Annotated in this window: 17 protein-coding genes and 2 pseudogenes; 11 read left to right on the plus strand and 8 right to left on the minus strand. The window is 53.1% G+C overall.

Features of this window, described 5'->3' with window-relative positions; genetic code table 11:
* The first annotated feature begins 1 nt into the window (after position 1).
* On the plus strand, positions 2-325 hold the full coding sequence (locus HA45_RS05970; RefSeq protein WP_100703783.1) for an AzlD domain-containing protein: 324 nt from the start codon (positions 2-4) through the stop codon (positions 323-325).
* A 39-nt stretch (positions 326-364) separates the two neighbouring features.
* Here the strand turns inward: HA45_RS05970 and HA45_RS05975 are convergent, their stop codons facing one another.
* The 4 genes and pseudogenes from HA45_RS05975 to HA45_RS05990 form a co-directional block, all read right to left on the minus strand.
* Positions 365-1,423: an acyltransferase family protein gene (locus HA45_RS05975; RefSeq protein WP_100703782.1), complete on the minus strand. Its 1,059-nt coding sequence runs from the start codon at positions 1,421-1,423 to the stop codon at positions 365-367.
* 336 nt (positions 1,424-1,759) lie between these two features.
* A complete protein-coding gene (locus tag HA45_RS05980) occupies positions 1,760-2,767 on the minus strand; it encodes an ABC transporter substrate-binding protein (RefSeq protein WP_100703781.1) in 1,008 nt (335 codons plus the stop codon).
* Between the two features lie 11 nt (positions 2,768-2,778).
* Positions 2,779-4,844: pseudogene (locus HA45_RS05985) on the minus strand (TonB-dependent receptor).
* A gap of 175 nt (positions 4,845-5,019) precedes the next feature.
* The gene (locus HA45_RS05990) at positions 5,020-6,033 is read right to left on the minus strand and encodes a LacI family DNA-binding transcriptional regulator (RefSeq protein WP_100703780.1); all 1,014 of its coding nucleotides are present in this window, start codon (positions 6,031-6,033) and stop codon (positions 5,020-5,022) included.
* 250 nt (positions 6,034-6,283) lie between these two features.
* Between HA45_RS05990 and ascF the strand changes: the two are divergent.
* The 5 genes and pseudogenes from ascF to yfiB all read left to right on the plus strand — a co-directional run bounded on the left by ascF (position 6,284) and on the right by yfiB (position 11,626).
* Positions 6,284-7,722, plus strand: a pseudogene (ascF, locus tag HA45_RS05995) (PTS cellobiose/arbutin/salicin transporter subunit IIBC).
* Positions 7,723-7,739: 17 nt separating this feature from the next.
* Entirely contained in the window at positions 7,740-9,173 is a 1,434-nt protein-coding gene (locus HA45_RS06000; RefSeq protein WP_100703778.1) for a 6-phospho-beta-glucosidase, read from the plus strand.
* A 253-nt stretch (positions 9,174-9,426) separates the two neighbouring features.
* The gene (gene yfiR / locus HA45_RS06005) at positions 9,427-9,939 is read left to right on the plus strand and encodes a regulatory sequestration protein YfiR (protein ID WP_244563404.1); all 513 of its coding nucleotides are present in this window, start codon (positions 9,427-9,429) and stop codon (positions 9,937-9,939) included.
* A 38-nt stretch (positions 9,940-9,977) separates the two neighbouring features.
* A complete protein-coding gene (gene dgcN, locus HA45_RS06010; RefSeq protein ID WP_128598904.1) occupies positions 9,978-11,156 on the plus strand; it encodes a diguanylate cyclase DgcN/YfiN in 1,179 nt (392 codons plus the stop codon).
* A complete protein-coding gene (yfiB, locus tag HA45_RS06015) occupies positions 11,153-11,626 on the plus strand; it encodes an outer membrane lipoprotein YfiB (protein ID WP_100703775.1) in 474 nt (157 codons plus the stop codon). Before dgcN ends, yfiB begins: the two co-directional genes overlap by 4 nt.
* Before the next feature lie 77 nt (positions 11,627-11,703).
* Here yfiB and uvsE read toward each other — a convergent pair whose 3' ends face one another.
* The gene (uvsE, locus tag HA45_RS06020) at positions 11,704-12,666 is read right to left on the minus strand and encodes a UV DNA damage repair endonuclease UvsE (RefSeq protein WP_100703774.1); all 963 of its coding nucleotides are present in this window, start codon (positions 12,664-12,666) and stop codon (positions 11,704-11,706) included.
* Between the two features lie 87 nt (positions 12,667-12,753).
* Positions 12,754-14,784 (minus strand): choline transporter, encoded by a 2,031-nt coding sequence (locus HA45_RS06025; RefSeq protein WP_100703773.1) that lies wholly within the window; start codon positions 14,782-14,784, stop codon positions 12,754-12,756.
* Between the two features lie 252 nt (positions 14,785-15,036).
* On the opposite strand from HA45_RS06025, the gene betI reads away from it, so the two are divergent.
* The 3 genes from betI to betA are packed head-to-tail and all read left to right on the plus strand — an operon-like array spanning position 15,037 to position 18,825.
* Positions 15,037-15,633 (plus strand): transcriptional regulator BetI, encoded by a 597-nt coding sequence (gene betI, locus HA45_RS06030; RefSeq protein ID WP_100703772.1) that lies wholly within the window; start codon positions 15,037-15,039, stop codon positions 15,631-15,633.
* Positions 15,634-15,646: 13 nt separating this feature from the next.
* On the plus strand, positions 15,647-17,119 hold the full coding sequence (betB, locus tag HA45_RS06035; protein WP_100703771.1) for a betaine-aldehyde dehydrogenase: 1,473 nt from the start codon (positions 15,647-15,649) through the stop codon (positions 17,117-17,119).
* Positions 17,120-17,145: 26 nt separating this feature from the next.
* Complete coding sequence (gene betA / locus HA45_RS06040; protein WP_100703770.1) at positions 17,146-18,825, plus strand: choline dehydrogenase; 1,680 nt, start codon at positions 17,146-17,148, stop codon at positions 18,823-18,825.
* Between the two features lie 45 nt (positions 18,826-18,870).
* Here betA and HA45_RS06045 read toward each other — a convergent pair whose 3' ends face one another.
* The gene (locus HA45_RS06045; protein WP_100703769.1) at positions 18,871-19,479 is read right to left on the minus strand and encodes a TetR/AcrR family transcriptional regulator; all 609 of its coding nucleotides are present in this window, start codon (positions 19,477-19,479) and stop codon (positions 18,871-18,873) included.
* 56 nt (positions 19,480-19,535) lie between these two features.
* Here HA45_RS06045 and HA45_RS27990 point away from each other — a divergent pair, with 56 nt between their 5' ends.
* Complete coding sequence (locus HA45_RS27990; protein ID WP_244563405.1) at positions 19,536-19,703, plus strand: hypothetical protein; 168 nt, start codon at positions 19,536-19,538, stop codon at positions 19,701-19,703.
* Positions 19,682-20,563 (plus strand): MDR family NADP-dependent oxidoreductase, encoded by an 882-nt coding sequence (locus tag HA45_RS06050; RefSeq protein WP_244563406.1) that lies wholly within the window; start codon positions 19,682-19,684, stop codon positions 20,561-20,563. The genes HA45_RS27990 and HA45_RS06050 overlap by 22 nt, the downstream gene beginning before the upstream one ends.
* A 164-nt stretch (positions 20,564-20,727) precedes the next feature.
* Here HA45_RS06050 and HA45_RS06055 read toward each other — a convergent pair whose 3' ends face one another.
* Positions 20,728-21,627 (minus strand): LysR family transcriptional regulator, encoded by a 900-nt coding sequence (locus tag HA45_RS06055; protein ID WP_100703767.1) that lies wholly within the window; start codon positions 21,625-21,627, stop codon positions 20,728-20,730.
* Positions 21,628-21,635: the final 8 nt, after the last annotated feature.

The following is a 21,635-nucleotide window of genomic DNA, read 5'->3' on the forward strand; positions in this document are numbered from 1 at the left end:
CATGGAACGTAATGTCCTGATCACCATCGTGGTCGCCGCACTGGTCACGGCGGTCATGCGCGTGGGCCCGATTTTACTGCTGTCACGTTTTCGTCTCGCTCCGCTGGCGCAACAATGGCTGAGCTTTATTCCGGCCGGAATTATGGCGGCGATTGTAACGGCCGAACTGATTGAAAAACCGGCCATGACCCCTTCGGGCTTAAGTTTGTCGCTGCTGGCCGCGTTGATTGCGGCGCTAACCGGCATTATAACGCGCGGGTTGTTTGCCACCGTATTAGCGGGCATGGTGGCGTATACCGCACTGCGTTACGGGTTTGGACTGTAGTAAAAATATGAGGTGCGGCTCGATGGCCGCATCCCATTATCAGCCTGCTTCTGCTGCGGGTGCACGCTTGCCCTTCAGCACATTTCTCAACGCGGGCTCAAGGTATTTGGTGATAAACCAGGCCAGATAATACAGCACCGTGGCCACCACAATCGGCATGAACAACATCATCCATTCGCTTTTGATAGTCACATTCAGTTTGATCAACAGGGCAATCATCAGGTTTTCATGAATCAAATAGAACGCATAACTGGCAAAACCGATAGCGGTAAAGAAACGCAGCGATAATAGACGTTCCATCTGTTTTGAATAAAAACTGGCAATAAAGAACAGCATCACGATCAGCAGTGGGATCACCGTCATCACGCCGGCATTCTTAACGTAATAACTGAAATTAATCAGCATAGCAAAAGCCACTATCGCATAATGAAGTGCTTTATCACGGCCATGCATTCTCTCATACACCAGGCAACCGACCATAAACCAGGCGTAATGAATAAATCCAAACTTAGAGATAACATCAATAAAAACAGGATGACCTAATGATTTTAATACCGAGGATGCGGAGAGCAGTAACATGGGCACCAGCAATCCCGGCAAACAATATTTTCGGCCCAGCGAAAAGTAGATAGCACCGATAATCAGGTAGAACACGGCCTCAACGTACAGCGACCAAAATGAACCCGCCATCGATTTAAATTCAATACCCGTTATTTGCGTCAGGGTTTCAGGATTGGTGAAGATCAGCCCAGGCAGCAGATTCCTGACATACGGCGTCATGGCCGACCATTCTGGGAAAAACCCACCCACAAAATAGAGTAGCAGACTGGCGATCAGCATCGCCGGGAACAGGCGTAGCCAGCGTTTCTTTAGGAAGCTGATATAGCTCTCCGATTTATCCAGCGTCATAAATATAACAAAGCCGGAAATCATGAAAAACAATTCTACGCCGAGCCAGCCATAGGAAAAAATTGGAATATGTTGTGTGATATTGGCAAAAGGCAATAATTCTGGCCAGCGTGCATAAGCGTGGTAGCCAATCACTAATAAGATCGCTAAGCCGCGCATTCCGTCAAGATGTTTGATGCGTGCGTGCATAATTCCCTCAGGAAAGATGTCCGGATGTGTAAACTCAACTTAGCACTGACACATCTTTACTCACAATAAGACTTAATCTGATTAAAAAATCATTTATCGCGAGTTTTATTAATCAGTGAAGGCTTGAATAAACACTTTTCAATGGACTGGCCAGCCCATTCTGGAATAGGCGTTAACCCTGATATTTATCAGCGCCCGCAAGGCTAATATTTAACGATAGCCGCGTTTATTTGACAATAAAAAACCAGCCATGATCAGAGTCATGGCGGTTTTGAATAACGGTGTTCACCAGCTGTGCTAATGGATTGAAAAAAACGCCGCGAGTACGTTCATTAATTATTGCGGCGGCTGCGCCTGCAAAATACGCTGCGCGTCTTCAGCCGTCAGCTCAAAATCGTAGAACTGACGATAAAACGCCTGCGTTGCGCTAACCAAATCCAGCTGGGTAAACAGCGTCGGATGCAACTGTTTTGCCGCCCATTGAATCTGTAACGCCACCTCGGTGCCGTAGCGATCCCATGGAAACACACCCGCCGGATTCTGCCACACGCGATGTTGCTGGACGGCTTTCACGCTCGCAAACAACGTCTGATACTCTGAATCTGCCAATGAACCGGCACCCGCGCCGATGATAATCACATCGGGATTCCAGCGAATCACCTCTTCCGGCGAAATCGGCTTCATATTGCCGTCAATGCCAGCAGCCACATTGCGGCCGCCGGCGAGTTGAATCCAGGTATCAATGAGCGTATTACGCCCATCGATTTTCAACGGATGCAACGATTGGATATGCAACACGCGCGGGCGTTGCGCATCACTTAAAGCCGCCGTTTTTTCGCTGATAGCGGCGATGTGCTCATCAAGATAACGATTGTAGGCTTGCGCGCGTGCCGCTGCTTCTGGCGTGCCCACCACTTGTGCGGTGGTGGCTAGCGAGCGCTTCATCGAGGAGAAATCGTCAAAATTCATTGCCAACACCGGAATGCCCGCGAGTCGATATGACTCGGCATCAGGATCGTTGGCGGGCACAAAAATGGCGTCAACGTGACGCACCACCAGTGCCTCGCTGGCAAAGGTTTTACCCTTCACCTGCAATGCCTGCTGCAATGACGGCTGGACTTTAAACATCCACGGATGATCGGCAGGATGGTTCACGGTGGCGACAATGCGATCCCCTGCTCCCAGCGTCATTAGCAACGAATGATGCGCAAACCAGGCGTCAGCAATATGCATCGCCGGTTGGCTGATTTTGACAGAATTGCCACTGTCATCGATCACCGTTTGGGCTGAAGCCAGTGCACTTAGCATCCACAACGGCAATAGCCATCGCCACGTTTTGCTCATCATTCATTCCCTCAGAAGTTAAGTTGCATGGAAACCTGCACCATCCGCGGCGCGCCCAGCGATGCGCTGGCATAGCCTGCACCGCTATACCCATTCAACCCGCCGGGCACAATATTGGTCCAGTAATGGCGGTTGGTCAGGTTGGTGACATCGAGTCGGAAAGTGGTGGCGGTATCAAACAGACGCGTTTTGTAGGCGGCACCGGCATCCAGCGTGGTATAGCTGCCCACCCAGCCGTCATTCTGATTGTCGGTCGTGCGGCGGCCGACATAGTGAACGCCACCGTGAATATCGGTGCCGCTGAGCATCGGTAAATCGTAGGCCGCAAACAGGCTGGCCGTGTAGCGCGGCAGTCCGACAATCTGCTTATCATCGGTTTCTGTGCTGGCGGTATCCAGCAGGCGCGGATCTAACCACGTCATGCCGCCAAACAGATGCAGACGATCGGAGACGTCACCGTCCGCCATCAGTTCCAGCCCACGGTTACGCTGTTCACCATCAATAGCATAATCACCACTGGCAGTGGTGTAGGCAAACGGGCGTTTAATCTGGAACAGTGCAGCGGTCAATAGCAGTTTATCCACCACCAGCTTGCTGCCGACTTCGACCTGGCGGCTGCGATAAGGCGCCAAAATCGCGCCAGCATTATTGGCCGTCGCGGGGGCGGTATCTCCCTGCTGCAGGCTATCGGCGTAAGTGACATACAGCGTCAGCGGATCGACAGGTTTGTACATCAAACTGGCAGAGCCGCTAAAGCCGTTATTCGAGGAATCGCTGCTGCGACTGCCGGTTTACTGTAATTAGACGAGCTGAGCAGGCTTTCGCTGCCGGCTAACAGCAGGCTCCATTGAGGAGAGAACTGCAGGTTATCACTCAGCAAGAATGCGTGCTGGGTGGCAGTGGCAGAATGATAGCGGTCAGTAAAATCAGGGTAATCCGGTTCGGCAAATGCCTGAGGATTGTCCAGCGACGCGCTGCCCAGCGTCGAGGACGCGCCGTTACGCGGATTGTAATTCTTCCAGACAAAACCGCGAATTCCGGTTGAAATCTGATGATGAAGCCAGCCGGTATCCACTTCGCCGTTGAGATTGGCCATATAGCTGTTGATCGTAAAACGGCTGGCCGTGGCTGAGGAGGTGGTTGTGGTGTAATCGCCACGGCTGTTGGTAAAGGTATTGGTCACCGCCGTGGATTCACGGTCTGCTATTTGGCGTAACACGCCCACTTCACCCTGCCAGTTTCCGTTGAAATCATGTTTAAGATGCATCCCGGCGGTCAGCGTATGGTTGTCATCGCCAGCGTAGGATTGACCTAAATGAGCGCTTTTAGGATCGGGCGCCGAGGGGAACGACAAACCACTGCCGAGGGCAAATTTACCCGGCAACCCTTTGTCATAGAAATGGTAATAACTGAAGTTGGTTTCCAGTACCGTTTGATCGGTCAAATTGGCGTCCAGCGCGAGGCTAAACAGCTGACGGCGTATTTTACTGCCTTTCACATAACCATCGCCTTCATCATCCAACAGGTTCAATCGGTAACGCAGTCGATCGTTACTATCCAGCGGACCACTAAAATCCCCTGCCAGCTGATGACTTAACCCGGTGCCCGCGCCCACCGTCACGCTGTTTTGCGGTGTATCACTGGCGCGTTTGCTAACGAAATTAAACAAGCCAGCAGGATTGGCAGGGCCATACAACGACCCGGCAAGACCATTCAGCACCTCAATATGATCAAACTGTTCAGCGGCGTAATCGGTGGTCGACACCACGTTCAGCCCATCGATCATACTGTTTTGCACCACACTTCCCTGCACGCCACGCGTTTGTGGACGCGCGCCATCCCCTTGTACCGAAGGCAAATAGCGATAAAGATCGCTGACGCTTTTCAACTGCTGGCGTTTCATTAACTGCGGCGAGACGGTCTGTACCGACCATGGGGTGTTACGGACTTCCTGTTTGCCGAGATTGCCCAAGGTGGCTTTTTTATCCGTTTCCAACGGGGCAGAATTCGGCGAAGCGGTAACGGCAAGCGTTGGTTGCTCTGATGCGGCATACAGCGGAACGGCGGACAATAACATGGCGCTGGTGAAACCTGTTTTCACCAGGGTGATACGCTTGATAAACATGACTTTTCCAGGATGGCTGACGAAAGGGTTAGCGCGTTAAGCTAGCGCTATATTTTCGATTATATATCGATAAAATTCGTCAACCTATTGTTTATCAGCGTTATATTACTGACCCGTCACCGTTTTCTCAGGCGAAAGGCCCGGGCCCGATGGATTCACGCATCATGATTTCACCGGCGAAGATTTGGCGGTTACGCATTTCACCCCCGTCGAGCATCGAGATCAGCCGGGCGAGCGTTTCCTGAATCATGTCGGTCACCGGCATTTTCACGCTGGAGAGCGATGGAACAGTAAACGGGGCCAGCGGGATATCATCGAAGCCCAACACAGAAACCTGCGCGGGCACAGCAATATTGTGTGATGCCAGCGCTTTCAACGCCCCAACCGCCATATCGTCGTTACTGGCGACCAGCGCGCTGAAACTGCTGCACTGTTTTAGCAGCGTTTCCACCGCCGCCACGCCGTTTTGCGCCTGCCACTTACCTTCAATGATTAACGATTCCTGCAACGGAATCTGATGCTGTGCCAGCGCCGACTTATATCCTGCCAGACGTTCCCGGCCAGTGGGCGAGTCCAGAGAACCGGTGATGAACGCGATGTCACGGTGGCCCAGCGCGATCAGCTTTTCCACGGCCACGGCGCTGGTATGCTGCTGATCGGAGTAAATGCAGTAGCTGTCATGCTGACGCAGACGGCGGTTAATCACCAGAATGGGATGTTGATGCTGAGCAATAATGGCATCCATTTCATCGATGGTAAGAAAGCGCGGATAAATGATGACGCCGTCACAGCGCAAATCGAGCAGAAATTGAATCGCAGCACGCTCTTCTTCTGCACTGTGTTTGCCATCCACTAACAACAATTGCCGGCCCTGCTGCTCCATTATCCGCGCTGAGTGTTGCATCAGTTCGGTAAAATAGCTGCCGGAATAAAGGGTGTTCGTGATCACCAATCCAATGGTTTGGCTCGACTTGGTGGCCAGATTTCGCGCCAGCAGATTCGGCCTAAAGCCAGTTTCAGCGATGGCCTGAAACACTTTTTCGCGCTTCTCTTCACTGACATAACCCTTGCCTGACAGCACACGTGACACCGTGGCTTTGGACACGCCCGCGACTTTTGCCACCTCAATGATGGTTGCCATATTTCACTCTGATTTACGCTGATATACTGGCAGTGTACCTAAGTGACCAATAATGCGGAGATTTTTCTCAACCTAACAACGCCTTTGATCTTCCCCGCATCCGATCGATATCACATTTCTAAACATCCATTTTTAAATATCTTGCCTGATATGAGATTCATATTCATGATTTTGTGAAACCGGTTTCTCACGACTCGCAGTGACAATGCGAGCGCCCGTACCCTACTGCAAAACTAGAGACCTACAATCCATGGCTAAAAATTATGCTGACGTTTCACGAGCCATTGTGGCTTCGCTCGGCGGCTTATCGAATATCGAGGCGGTCACACACTGCATGACGCGCTTGCGCTTCGTGCTAAAAGACACGGCGTTGATCGATAACGTGACGCTAAAAACCATCCCAGGCGTGATGGGCGTGGTGCACAGCGATACCCAGTGTCAGGTGATCATTGGCAATGACGTCAACCTCGCCTATCAGGAAGTCCTCAAACTCGGCACGCCCAACAGTGACCATAGCGCTCCGGTGACGCGCAAAATCACCCTGCGCCGCGTCGGTGCGGGCATTCTTGATGCCCTGGTCGGCACCATGTCGCCTTTGATCCCGGCGATCATCGGCGGATCCATGGTGAAACTGCTGGCGATGATGCTGGAGATGAGCGGCGTATTGGAAAAAGGTTCATCGACTCTGGTGATCCTTAACGTGATCGGCGACGGCGCCTTTTTCTTCCTGCCGGTGATGGTGGCTGCGTCGGCAGCGCTAAAATTTAAAACCAATATGTCTTTGGCGATTGCGATTGCGGGCGTACTGGTGCACCCCAACTTTATTGATTTGATGGCCAAAGCGGCGCAAGGCCAGGCCGTCGAGTTTGCTTACATCCCGGTGACGGCGGTGAAATACACCTATACCGTTATCCCGGCGCTGGTGATGACGTGGATCCTGTCGCACATCGAATATTGGGTGGATCGCTTTACCCCTGCAGTCACCAAAAACTTCCTTAAACCGATGCTGATTGTGCTGATTGCCGCACCGATCGCCATAGTGCTGATTGGCCCGCTCGGTATCTGGATTGGTAGCGGTATTTCTAAGCTGGTGTACACCATTCATGGCTATCTGGGTTGGTTGTCCGTGGCGATCATGGGCGGACTGTGGCCGCTGCTGGTGATGACCGGGATGCATCGTGTTTTCACCCCTACCATTATTCAGACCATTGCTGAAACCGGTAAAGAAGGCATGGTGATGCCATCTGAAATCGGTGCCAATCTGTCGCTCGGCGGCTCATCGCTGGCTGTGGCCTTTAAAACCAAAACCCGGAACTGCGTCAGACCGCGTTTGCCGCAGCGGCCTCGGCGATTGTGGCCGGGATTTCGGAACCTGCGCTGTATGGTGTCGCGGTGCGCCTCAAGCGTCCGCTGATCGCCAGCCTGATCAGTGGATTTATCTGTGGCGCAGTGGCGGGTATTGGCGGGCTCGCCAGCCACTCCATGGCCTCACCCGGCTTGTTTACCAGCGTACAGTTCTTTGATCCCGCTAATCCAATGAGCATCGTGTGGGTCGGCGGTGTGATGGTGTTATCCGTGGTGCTCTCTTTCGTTCTCACCCTGATTCTTGGCTTCGAAGATATTCCGGTTAGTGAAACAGCACAGCCCAAACCGGTTGTGGATGCCGCTAAAACCGTTAACGCGAATTGATTAACTGAGGTTTTTTTATGTCTGCAGTGACATTTCCTGAGGGATTTTTATGGGGCGGCGCGCTAGCCGCCAATCAGTCAGAGGGGAGCTATCTGGCGGGAGGTAAAGGCTTAACCACGGTGGATATGATTCCGCATGGCGAACACCGTATGCCGGTCAAACTGGGGCTTGAGCCGCGTTACTCCCTGCAGGATGAAGAATATTATCCCAGTCACGATGCCATCGATTTTTATCGTCGCTACAAAGATGACATCGCGTTAATGGCGGAGATGGGATTTACCGTGTTCCGCACCTCCATTGCCTGGAGCCGAATTTATCCCAACGGCGATGAGTTAACGCCTAATCCAAACGGCATCGCCTTTTATCGCAGCCTGTTTGAAGAGTGTCAGAAATATGGCATTACGCCGCTGGTGACATTGTGCCATTTCGACGTGCCAATGCATTTGGTCACCGAATACGGTTCATGGCGTAACCGCAAGATGATCGAATTCTTTACCCGCTATGCCCGCACCTGCTTTGAAGCATTCAACGGGTTGGTGAAATATTGGCTGACCTTTAATGAGATCAACATTCTGCTGCACAGCCCGTTCTCGGGCGCCGGGTTAGTCTTTGGCCCAGAGGATAATCACGAGCAGGTGAAATATCAGGCCGCGCATCATGAGCTGGTGGCCAGTGCGCAGGTGACGAAAATCGCCCACGAGATTAACTCCGAGAATCAGGTCGGCTGCATGCTGGCGGGTGGCAATTTCTATCCGTGGTCCTGCAATCCTGAGGATGTCTGGGCGGCACTGGAGAAAGATCGCGAAAACCTGTTCTTTATCGATGTGCAGGCGCGTGGTGCATATCCCTCTTATGCCGCACGGGTGTTCCGCGAAAAAGGCATTGAGATTGAATGGCAGCCCGGTGATGCAGAAATACTGCGTCATACCGTAGATTTTGTCTCATTCAGCTATTACGCCTCGCGCTGTGCTTCCGCCGACATGAACGAGAAAAACAGCAGTGCGGCAAACGTGGTGAAGTCGTTAACCAATCCCCATATCCCGCGCAGCGCATGGGGTTGGGGTATCGATCCACTTGGCCTGCGCATCACGATGAACATGATGTATGACCGCTACCAGAAGCCGCTGTTCCTGGTGGAAAACGGTTTAGGTGCACGCGATGAAATCGAAGCCAACGGCGAAATTCACGATGATTATCGCATCAGTTATCTCAGGCAGCATATTCAGGCGATGGGCGAAGCGATTGCCGATGGTATTCCGGTGATCGGGTATACCACCTGGGGCTGTATCGATCTGGTGGCGGCTTCAACCGGAGAAATGAGTAAACGCTATGGCTTTGTTTATGTGGATCGTGACGATCACGGTAAAGGAACACTGGCCCGCACGCGCAAAAAATCATTCTGGTGGTACAAAAAGGTCATTGCCAGCAATGGCCAGGATTTAACTGACTAATTCCTCACCACATTGCCGGACAGCCTGAAAGCCTCCCGGCAATGTCGCCTGAAACTCTATTTATAAACGGATCGGATTGTTCTATTGAGCTAAATAATCGCCCCTTCCTTTGATTGAACATCTGTACTCTTTTATAAATGCCGATGGTACTATTTCCGCGTTCAACCCAGCGGAATGGCAGCATGATACGTTTTGACCTACGGCTTCACTTTGGTGAAGGTTTAATTCTTTTTTTGCGCAGCTTAAAGCGATTTTGACCTGCTTTATAGCGCTGGCGCTATTGCTATTGCCGCTATCACTGCCCGCCGCTGCCGCGCAAAATGCGGCCACCAAAGACGACAAAGCCAATCGCATTGTCAGCGGTATTATCAGTTTTACTCACTGGCCAGCTTTAAACTCCGCGCCGCAGCTGTGCGTGTTTAACTCCGCCCGCCATATCAATTTCCCCGCCAGCACGATGGCAACATCGCTGCCGTTTAGCGTGGTCTATCTCAATAGCGAGGCCGAGCTGGCCAGCAACCGCTGTGATGCGCTCTATTTTGGCGATCAAACCCCGCAGCAGCAGACCGAGTTACTGGCCCTGGAAAAAAGCCAACCGGTGCTGTCGCTGGCCGAAAACAATCCAGATTGTGCGATAGGTGCCGCCTTCTGTTTGATCTTCAATGCCGATCATCCGATGTTTTCCGTCAACCTTGATTCGCTGGCGCGTAGCGGTGTTCGTGTAAGTCCGGATGTGTTGTTGCTGTCGCGCAAAGGAAGCCAATAAGATGAAAATTTGAAAAAAATAAAAATGAAAAGTCATCTATCCGTATCAAGCTGCGCAAAATCAGCATCATTAACTCAGCGGTTATTTTGTTGCTGTGCTGGTTGCTGCTCACATCGACATCGTTATTGTTTATAAAGCGCTATGAAAAACGCAATCTGGAGCTGATTGCCGCCACGCTGAGCAACAGTCTGACGGCAGCCACGGTATTTGAAGACAGTTACGACGCCCATAAAAAGATTGCCATGTTGGGCAACGAAGGCATGTTTGCCTCCGCTAAATTGATGACCAGTGACCAGACGGTGCTGGTTGACTGGCAAGATCAACAGCAACAGAGCGGCTGGTATCAAAACTTTCTGCGTGAATGGATTTACCTGCGACCGCTGAGTGTGAATATTAATCACGCCGAAAGCGTGGTTGGAACCTTGACGCTGGCTGGCACCGTCACCGGTGCGGCCGAATTTATTCGTTACTCGGTGATCATTTTATCCAGCGGCATGTTGTGCGTGTTAATCGTCTCATTCTTGCTGAGCGCTTTCCTGCACAGCGGTATTTTGGTGTCGCTGCGCAATATCACCAGTTCGATTCACTATGTTATTCACTCCGGTGATTTTTCCGTACGAATTCCTGAAAGTCCGACCAAAGAATTCCAACTGTTCTCCGAGGATCTCAACTCTCTGCTCGCGGAGATGCAGTCATTACAAACCTCATTGCTGCGTGATAACCGCTCACTGGCCGCCAAAGCGCTGGAAGATCCGCTGACCGGGCTGGCAAACCGCGCCGCCTTTGTAAGCCGACTGAACACCTTACTTGATGCGCAGCTGGCGCAAGAGCGTTTTGTTTTATTGTTCCTCGATGGCGATCGCTTCAAAAGCATCAACGATAACTGGGGCCATGCCGCAGGCGATGAGGTGTTGAAAGCCATTGGTTCGCGCCTGGCGGCATTGGCCTATAAGCAGGATATGGTTGCACGCCTCGGCGGTGATGAATTCGCCATGCTGATCACCAGCCGCGCGACCGAATCGCAGCTGCAACTTTTGACGGAAGACATTCGCGCAGCCATTGCGAGGAAGATCATGATCGCCGAGGGTATGCCGATCACCACCTCAGTCACTATTGGCTATGCCTGGTCACAACATGGCGACACGGTAGAGTCGATTCTCGAGCGTGCGGATATGCACATGTACAAAAACAAAGGGATAAGTAAGGTACGCGCATGAAAATAAAACTCTTTCTGCTGGTGTGTATTCTGGCCTGTGTGGGCTGCCAGTCCAAAGGTCGCTTCAGTGCTGCACAAATTGCGGCCATGCAAAATGCCGGTTTCACTGAAAACATGGAAGGCTGGGGTTTAGGTTTATCGGATAAGATTCTGTTTGGCGTCAATGAGTCCGAACTGACTGCCATCAGCAAAGCGAATATCGCCACCATGGCGAGGAACCTCTCAGCCACCGGCATCCAGCATGTACGTATTGATGGTCATACGGATAATTACGGCAAGGCGGATTACAACCAGCAGCTGTCATTAAAACGGGCAGATGCCGTCGCAGAGCAATGGGCGTTGGGCGCTGCGGTGCCGCGCAGCAATATCATGACCCGAGGAATGGGGATGAGTACGCCGGTTGCCAGTAATAATAGCGCACAGGGGCGGGCACAGAATCGTCGCGTGGCGATTGTCATCACCTCGCCGTAATCCCTCTTCCCTTTTAAATTGGGCAGAATCTTCTGCCCGGATTTATTATGAATTCCACATCTCGCTGCGTACTTCCCCTACTCTTTCCCCGTCAGTGAATAGTGATATAAACGATCGCGCGCCAGATTTTTCATTTTCACTTCGCACATAATATCGAAGTCTTTAAATGAAAGTGCCCAGTCGTTTAAGTCCTGATTGAAATAGTAATCGGAATGCGCACGCAGTTTGGTTTTTGCCACCGCTAAATCCTGTTGATCCGGTAAACCCGCTTCAGGAATCAACCCCTCCAGCGCGATGGAATAATGCAATACCGGACGCACACCGCGCCATGATGCAATAATCAACGGAATACGATCGTCATCGGCTTTGATAAATTGATTCTCTTTCACCCAATGATGATGGATATCCAGCACCACCGGACAGAGATCGCGCGCCTGTAAGACATCGTCGAGCGAACAGGAAATTTCATCATTCTCTACTGTCAGCATATTGCGTGCTTCAGGAGAAAGGCGCTGAAACGCTGCGCGGAATCCATCGATGCCCTTTTTGCCGTTCATATGGATATTAATTTTGAAGTCCTGGAACTGGCGACCATAGCCCATTAACACGGCACACAGCGCATGGTACTCCACATCCTCAATCGCCCTATCCACCACGCCTTCGTTATCGGATGCGAGCACGGAATATTGTCCAGGATGGAATGACAGACGAATGTTGTGAGCGCGAGCCATGTCGCCACAGCGCGCCAGCAGCGGCTGTAAGTCGGGCATCAATTCGCTGTAGATGGCGGTGGCCTCTGGCACGGTATACAGCGGCAACAGGTCGCTGCCAATGCGCATCATGCGCAGCGCATCCGGCTGTTTCGCCAATTGCTCCAGTGTCAGGTAGAGGTTGTTGAGGTTATTGGTCGCCAGCTGCGCCAGCAATTCTGTGCGAACCGGGTGGTCCAGACCAAGGAAACGCGTACGCGTGGTGATTTTAAACGGAAAAGGCTGCTTAGCCTGTGCATCAAAGTATTTACACGCGAAACCCAATTTCATCTCATTCCCCTTTTAGAGCAGCCTGATAGTGTAGCTGGCTACGGGGATTGTGCACGGACAGCGACATTTCTGCCGCTGTCCTGCAAGTTACATGCTTGGGTAGGTGATATTGCTGCCCGGTGCTTCACGATGTAAATGGATAAAGTTCAGGTGACGTTCGTACTGATCGAGAATATCGATAATCACCTGCTCCTTGTTGTAATCCATCAAATCGTTGCCCTGACTGCCTTCCAGTAGGAACGTTTCCAAACGGTAATAGGTGGATTTACCGCTGCGTGCACGATAGGTAAAGCCCGGCACCGAATACTGCTGTGGCCAGATCTGATACAGGAAGTCCTGCTCTTCTCCCAGCAGCACTCGCAAGTCCAGATAACCTAGCGGATGGCCCTCTTCCGGCTCGACGCGCTCCAGCGAAACACGACCGCCACGTAACTCCAGCTCCTTAGCCACATCCTGCATCGCGGGGTACAACACGTTCTCCATCATTTGCTGGGTGTAGCGCGTGCCAGGATAGTTCATCAGACGTGACAAGCGTTTCTTCCAGCTCAAACGATCGTTGCTGGCTGGAATGTAAGGGGCCGTTTCACGGCTGGCGCTGGCGCGGCGATGGTCTTCCACTTTGAGTGACTTATACAAACCGGCCATAACAAAGAAGATCACAAAGCTGAACGGCAGACCCATGATCACCGTGGCGTTCTGCAGCGCAGAGATACCGTTGGTCATCAGCATGCCCATGGTCAGGACACCAATCGCGATCGACCAGAAGATACGCAGCCAGTTTGGCGCATCGCTGTTGATGTCTTTCAGCTTCGAGGTGAAGTTACCTAACACCAGTGAACCGGAATCCGCTGAAGTCACATAGAACAGCATGCCGGTGATGGTGGCCACTGAAGCACTTAATTTAAAGGCCGGGTACTGCGCCAGCAGGCTGTAGAAACCGCGTTCCGCATGCGCCATCACTTCCTGGGCAAAACCCGCATCACCGTGGATGATTTCATACAGCGCCGCGTTACCAAACACCGACAGCCACAGCAGCGTAAAGGTGAACGGAATAATCAGCGTGCCGAGCACAAACTCACGAATGGTACGACCGCGTGAAATACGCGCCAGGAACAGGCCGACAAACGGTGACCATGCCACCCACCATGCCCAGAAGAACAACGTCCAGCTGTTCATCCACTCTCGCGGCTGATCGAAGGCAAAGGTGTTAAGCGTCATGCCCATAAAGCGGGTGATGTAATCGCCCACGTTCAGTACCAGCGCATTCAGCAGGAAGTCGGTTTTGCCCATGAACAGCACAAACAGAATCAGCCCAAGCGCCAGTGCAACGTTCAGCTCAGACAGAATTCGAATGCCTTTATCCACGCCGGACGTAACAGAAATGGTGGCGATAATCACCGACAGCACAATCAGCGCCGCCTGCGCGGTGAAGCCTTCCGGAATATCGAACAGCACGTTCAGGCCGTAATTGAGCTGCACAACCCCAATACCTAAGGTGGTGGCAATACCAAAGATGGTGCCGATCACCGCCGCGATATCCACGGTATGACCAATTGGGCCGTTAATACGCTTGCCGAAAATCGGATACAGCGCAGACCGGATGGTGAGCGGCAGATTGTAGCGATAGCTAAAGTAGCCGAGCGCAATGCCCATCAGCGCATACATCGACCAGCCGGTGACACCATAGTGGAACAGCGTCCACACCATCGCCTGGCGGGCGGCTTCCATGGTTTGTCCGGCACCTTCCGGCGGCTGCATGTATTGCGTGACCGGTTCGGCGACCGAGAAGAACATCAGATCGATACCGATACCGGCAGCAAACAGCATAGCTGACCAGCTTAGTAAGCTGAACTCCGGTTTGGATTGCTCAGGCCCGAGTTTGATGGCGCCATAGCGTGAACACGCCATGTAGATAACGAACACGATGTACAGCGTGGCAGCCAACATGTAGTACCAGCCAAAGGTAGCAGTAACCCAGTTAACTGCGGTTTGGATCCAGCTGGCAGCGAGTTCGCTGTAGAAGATAGTGACAAGTGAAAATGTCAGAATCAGTCCGGCTGAGGTAAAAAACACCACAGGATTGATTCTGTCTTTTTCACTGGCAGGTGGATTAATCATCGATGACCTCTGGTTAATTTCCTGTAATAACTCAATGGATTAGCGTGACCCGTTTACCAGGCCTTGTTGTTGTTGGTTCCCCTGTTTTCCCTCCATACCGTGCTTTTCACTGACGATGTCCCGCATAGCCCGGTTCACCGCTGTGCTTTTGTAACAATCGAAGCACAGTATCCTAACAAAATTCTTTTTTATATTGAACGTGCAATCAAAAAAAGTTTTAATGGTGCTCTGACATTGTGGTGGAGTGGAGTCATGCCAAAGGTGGGAATGCAGCCGATTCGTCGTCGGCAACTGATTGATGCAACCCTCGATACCATTAACGAAGTAGGGATCAATGACGCCACGATTGCGCAGATTGCGCGCCGTGCTGGCGTCTCGACAGGCATCATCAGTCACTACTTCAAAGACAAAAACGGCTTGCTGGAAGCCACGATGCGCGACATCACGCGCCAGCTGCGTGATGCCGTCGCCTTCCGGTTAAAACCGCTTTCTGAGGCCAACACGGAAGCGCGCCTGCTGGCGATTGTTGAAGGCAACTTCGATGACACGCAGGTGCACAGCGCGGCGATGAAAGCCTGGCTGGATTTCTGGGCCAGCAGCATGCATCAACCGCAGCTCGGTCGTTTAGAACGCGTCAGTAGCCGTCGCTTGTTTTCGACCCTCGCCGCCGAGTTCCGGCGCGAGCTGCCGCGTGAACAGGCGCGCCTGGCAGCACACGGTTTGGCTTCACTGATCGATGGCTTGTGGCTGCGCGCCGCGCTGAGTGGCAAGCCGTTCAATCTGGATGTGGCGAAAACGCTCACCACCCAATTTATTCGTCAGCAACTCGCTGGCGCACTGAATCACTGAGGAAGGAGGAATCATGTCCCGATTCACAGAACAGCAGCTTTATATCGATGGTCAATTTGTTGCAGCCAACGCAGGCAACACCTTCCAGACCATTAACCCGGCCAATGGCGAAGTGCTGGCCGATGTCCACGAAGCCGAGCAGGCTGATGTAGATCGCGCCGTTGCAGCCGCAAGAAAAGGCCAGAAGATCTGGGCCGCCATGACCGCCATGGAGCGTTCACGCATTCTGCGCCGTGCGGTGGATATTCTACGTGAGCGCAACGACGAGTTAGCCGCGCTGGAAACCCTCGATACCGGCAAGCCCCTCAGCGAAACCCAATATGTGGATATCGTGACCGGTGCCGACGTGCTGGAATACTACGCTGGGCTGATCCCGACGCTGGAAGGTCAGCAGATCCCACTGCGTGATACCGCATTCGTTTATACCCGCCGCGAGCCGTTGGGCGTAGTGGCCGGTATTGGCGCGTGGAACTACCCGATTCAGATCGCCTTGTGGAAATCCGCGCCAGCGCTGGCGGCAGGCAACGCGATGATCTTCAAGCCAAGTGAAGTCACCCCGTTGACCGCCCTGAAATTAGCGGAGATCTACACCGAAGCCGGCGTGCCTGCGGGCGTCTTCAACGTGTTGAACGGCCGCGGTGCGGTGACCGGCCAACTGCTCACTGACCATCCGGGCATTGATAAAGTTTCCTTCACCGGCGGCGCGGCCAGCGGGAAGAAAGTGATGGCCAACGCAGCGGGCTCAACGCTGAAAGACGTGACCATGGAGCTGGGCGGGAAATCGCCGCTGATTATCTTCGATGATGCCGATCTCGATCTGGCGGCCGACATTGCGATGATGGCTAACTTCTACAGCTCAGGTCAGGTGTGCACCAACGGGACGCGCGTATTCATCCCGACCGCGTTGCAGACCGCGTTTGAAGCGAAAATTGTTGAGCGTGTTGCCCGCATCAAGGCCGGCGATCTTAACGATCCGGCCACCAACTTTGGTCCGCTGGTGAGCTTCCCACATCGCGACAACGTGATGCGCTATATCGAATCCGGCGTCAACGAAGGTGCGCGTCTGCTGTGCGGCGGTAAGCGCCTGAGCGGCGGAGATTTCGACCAGGGTGCCTGGGTCGAACCAACGGTGTTCACCGACTGCCGTGACGAAATGACGATTGTGCGTGAAGAGATCTTCGGGCCGGTGATGTCAATCCTCACCTACGAGAGCGAAGAAGAAGTGGTACGCCGCGCCAATACTACCGATTTCGGTCTGGCCGCGGGCGTGGTGACGCAAAACCTGAACCGTGCGCACCGCGTTATCCATCAGATCGAAGCGGGGATCTGCTGGATCAATACCTGGGGCGAGTCTGCCGCAGAAATGCCGGTGGGAGGCTACAAGCATTCCGGTATTGGCCGTGAGAATGGCCTGATGACCTTGCAAAATTACACCCAGGTGAAATCGGTGCAGGTCGAGTTATCCCGTTTTCAGTCCGTATTTTAATTCAGCTTTAACCTGAGGAGCGACTAATGGAATTTGATTACATCATTATCGGAGCCGGATCCGCAGGGAACGTTTTGGCAACAAGACTGACCGAAGATAGCAGCGTCAGCGTGCTGCTTTTAGAAGCTGGTGGTCCTGACTACCGCTTCGATTTCCGCACACAGATGCCTGCAGCGCTGGCTTACCCGTTACAGGGCAAACGCTATAACTGGGCGTATGAAACCGAGCCAGAACCGCATATGAATAATCGCCGCATGGAGTGCGGACGAGGTAAAGGATTGGGTGGCTCATCGTTGATTAACGGCATGTGCTACATCCGCGGTAACGCCATGGATCTTGATAATTGGGCGCAACAGCCTGGCCTGGAAAGCTGGAGCTACCTGAACTGCCTGCCCTACTATCGTAAATCCGAGACGCGCGATATCGGTGCCAATGACTATCACGGTGGCGAAGGCCCGGTGAGCATCACCACCTGCAAACCCGATAACAATCCGCTGTTTGCCGCGATGATTGAAGCCGGTGTTGAAGCAGGCTATCCGCGCACGGAAGATCTGAACGGTTATCAGCAAGAAGGTTTTGGCCCGATGGATCGCTTTGTCACGCCGAAAGGCCGCCGATCCAGCACCGCGCGCGGTTATCTCGATACCGCCAAAGTGCGCCCGAATCTGAAGATCGTCACGCATGCCACCACCGATCGCATCCTGTTTGAAGGTAAACGTGCAGTGGGCGTGCAGTATCTGCAAGGATCCAGCAACAGCTCACATCAGGTGCATGCGCGTCGTGAAGTACTGCTGTGCGCGGGCGCAATTGCCTCGCCGCAAATTTTGCAGCGTTCGGGCGTGGGCGCTGCTGCGCTGCTGAATAAGTTTGATATTCCGGTGGTACATGATTTACCGGGTGTCGGCGAAAACCTGCAGGATCACCTTGAAATGTACCTGCAGTACGAGTGCAAAGAGCCGGTGTCACTCTATCCGTCATTGAAATGGTGGAACCAGCCGAAGATTGGCGCCGAATGGCTGTTCAACGGGACGGGCGTCGGTGCCAGCAACCACTTTGAAGGCGGTGGCTTTATCCGCAGCCGCGAAGAGTTTACCTGGCCGAACATCCAGTATCACTTCCTGCCGGTGGCGATCAATTACAACGGGTCCAACGCCGTGGAAGCGCATGGTTTCCAGTGCCACGTGGGTTCGATGCGTTCACCAAGCCGTGGGCACGTGCAGATTAAATCGCGCGATCCGCGTCGTGATCCTGCCATTTTGTTCAACTACATGGCGCATGAGCAGGACTGGCATGAGTTCCGTGATGCGATTCGTATCACGCGTCAGATCATCAATCAGCCTGCGCTGGATCGCTATCGCGGTGCGGAGATCAGTCCGGGCCTCGATTGCCAGACGGATGAGCAGCTGGATGAATTTGTGCGTAACCATGCCGAGACCGCCTATCACCCGTGCGGTACCTGTAAAATGGGCAGTGATGACATGGCGGTGGTGGATGGCGAAGGTCGTGTGCATGGATTGCAGGCCCTGCGCGTAGTGGATGCATCGATTATGCCGCTGATCATTACTGGCAATCTGAATGCCACCACTATCATGATCGGTGAAAAGATTGCGGATAACATTCGTGGTCGTCAGCCGTTGCCGCGCAGCGAAGCGGATTACTTCGTCGCTGGAGAGTTGCCGGTACGCCGCGAGCCTAAGCGCGCTTAACCGTTCTATACCAGGGTGGCATCTCGTCACCCTGCTCTTTTCCCGCTAGCTTTGCAGATAGGCCATAATCAACCGCTGTAGCTCGGTCTTGATATCCTCTGCACCCAGTTCATCGCGTCTCGACGCATCATGCACCACCCCTTCCACGGCAGAGGCCAGCACTTTAGCCATTACAGGTGCACGTGCTGAATCGCTCACTGATGTTTGCTCCACAAACTGCAGATAAAACGCCGCATACTGACGCTCAAAATCTTCATGAGCATGACGTTCCGAAAGTGGCACCTCATCCAGCAAGACACGATGCAAATTGGGATCGATCAAATGCGCCGCAATAATGCCCTCAATTAAGCGATCAATCCGTGCCACCAGTGAAACGTCTTCTGTTGCCGCCTCTGCGAGCACCTGCAGAATGGCCGCCAGATGTTTTTGACGTATCGCCTCCGCCAACGCCAGCTTGTTAGGAAAATATTGATACAGCGAGCCAATACTCACGCCCGCAATGCGCGCCACTTCATTGGTATTGAACTTTGCCCAGCCACTCTTTGCCAGGACGCGAGCCGCCGCCTGCAAAATAATGTCCACCATCACCTGCGAACGGCGCTGGCGTGGTGCTTTACGCATCGAACGCGATGCGTCAGTAACACGAGTATTCATTAAGGACCCTCCGCCTGATAATACGAGTATTCACTCACATATGGAGGAAAACCGTGATGTTACCTGAAAATTTGCACAGCAGGGAAATTCGCCTTGCACAACGCAGCCAGGGCATGCCCGCCAGCGAAAATTTTACCGTGGTGGAAACCTCACTGCCAAAACCGCCAGGCAGTCCACTGCTGGTTAAAATCGTTGGTTCCGCGTGTCTATCTCAACCCGTTTAATGATGAGTGTTGAGGCTGAAGCGGTAAAAGGCATTCCGTTCCCACCTTTACAAATCGGCGATACGCTGGCGGATGCTGCGATAGGTGAGGTCATCAGTGCCCCTGCTAACAGCGCTTTTGCTGCCGGTGATATGGTGATGCACCCTTACGGCTGGCGCGAGCATGCGTGGGTCGAGCAGCAGCAGTGCGTGCGATTAGCCAAACCCTTACTTGATCCAGCGGCCTACCTCGGTCACGGCTGGACAGCCTATGCTGCCCTGACGCACGGGATTTCGGTGCGCGATGGCGACACGGTCTTTGTCTCCAGCGGTGCAGGCGCTATCGGTTCGATGGCTGGACAAATCGCGCGTAAATTAGGTGCTACGCGAGTCATTGGCAGCACCGGTTCAGCTGATAAAGCGCTATGGATGTGCCAGCAGCTCGGTTATGACGCGACCATCGAGCGCGGCAAGGGCCCGATTGCCGAGCAGTTGCGCCACGCCGCGCCAGAAGGAATTGATGTGTTGGTGGATATCGTCGGCGGAGAGCAATTAGCGGCGGCGGTATCACAAGCACGGGAACACGCTCGTTATGTACTGCTGGGTGCCCTTTCCGCCGAGTTAGCCGCGAGTCATTCCAGCAAAATTGCGCCGGTTGAAATCGACGGCTTTGACCTGATCGTTAAAGGCGTCACCTTAAAAGGCTACAGCGCCGATGAGAACCCGGAAGCGTTTACGCAATGGATGCATCAACTGACGCAGCCCGGCTGGGGTGATATGCATTTTGCCGCCAGCGCCTATCAAGGATTGGAAGCTGCGCCCCAAGCGCTGGCGGATGCGTGTTCCGGCAAGGCGCGCGGCGTGGTGATTGTGGCGCTTTAAACGAAGATGGGTAGCGGTCTGCACTGCAAGGTCGTCGCTAGTGACGACCGATCCTCTCAATACTGGTCAACGCAGTGCGCACCGATGTCAAAATTTGCGCTCAGTAGGGTGCAGAAAGTATGTTGTAACTAGTAACAGGTTTATTTAACGTCTTGCGGTAAAACTCACTCCCGCTCAAGCGCCTGCAGAAATTGCTCAAGAATGGCATTCTGGCTCCGCCCTTTCCGCGTGACCACGGCGATTTTACTGGTGAAATGAAAGCGTTCTGGTGCAATGGCGCGCATCAATCTTTTTTCTACCCATTGCGCAGCATAGTGATCGGGTAAAAAACCAATAAAGCGCCCGGTGAGGATCAAAAAGGCGATGCCTTCACGATCGGTCGCCGTGGCGTTGCAGTTGAGCTTCTGGTGCATGGCGATAGCTTCTGCTGTCATGCGGAAGGCGGGCGCGATAGCATCGCACTGCTTCAATTGTTCATCGTCTGGTGAATGCGTAAAGAGCGGGTGAGTATCACTGCAGAACAGTTGCGATTTTTCGTTGTAAAGCGGCAGGTAATCCAGCCCGGAAATCGGTGCTGTCTGCGGCAGCGCGCCGACGTGCAAACGACCATCCATCAGCCCTCTTTCAATCTCAGCTGCCGTCATCATGCTGATGTTTAGCCGAATATCAGGCCCCAGTTGATGTAATTTTTCCAGCGCATGGGTGATTTTCATCTGCGGCTGGGTGACCAGATTATTGATAATGCCGATATTCAAATCACCGCGCAGCTGCTTGTGCATCTGGTTAACCTGCAGGCGGAACTGTTCGATAGCCGCCATCATACTTTCGCTATGGCGCAGGATTTCACGCCCTTCATCCGTGAGCGCAAAACCCGCCCGCCCACGTTGGCACAATCGCATACCCAGACGTTTTTCCAGATCGCCCATGTGCAGGCTGATGGCCGAACGCGTCATCCCCAACAAACTTTCTGCCGCAGAGAAGCTGCCGCTCTCATTAACGGTTTTGAACAGGCGTAATAATTTGAGATCAAAGTCGGTGACCTGCGCGAGCGATTTGCTTTTCATATAGGTGA

It is taken from the genome of Pantoea rodasii, assembly GCF_002095465.1.
Taxonomy (GTDB): domain Bacteria; phylum Pseudomonadota; class Gammaproteobacteria; order Enterobacterales; family Enterobacteriaceae; genus Pantoea; species Pantoea rodasii.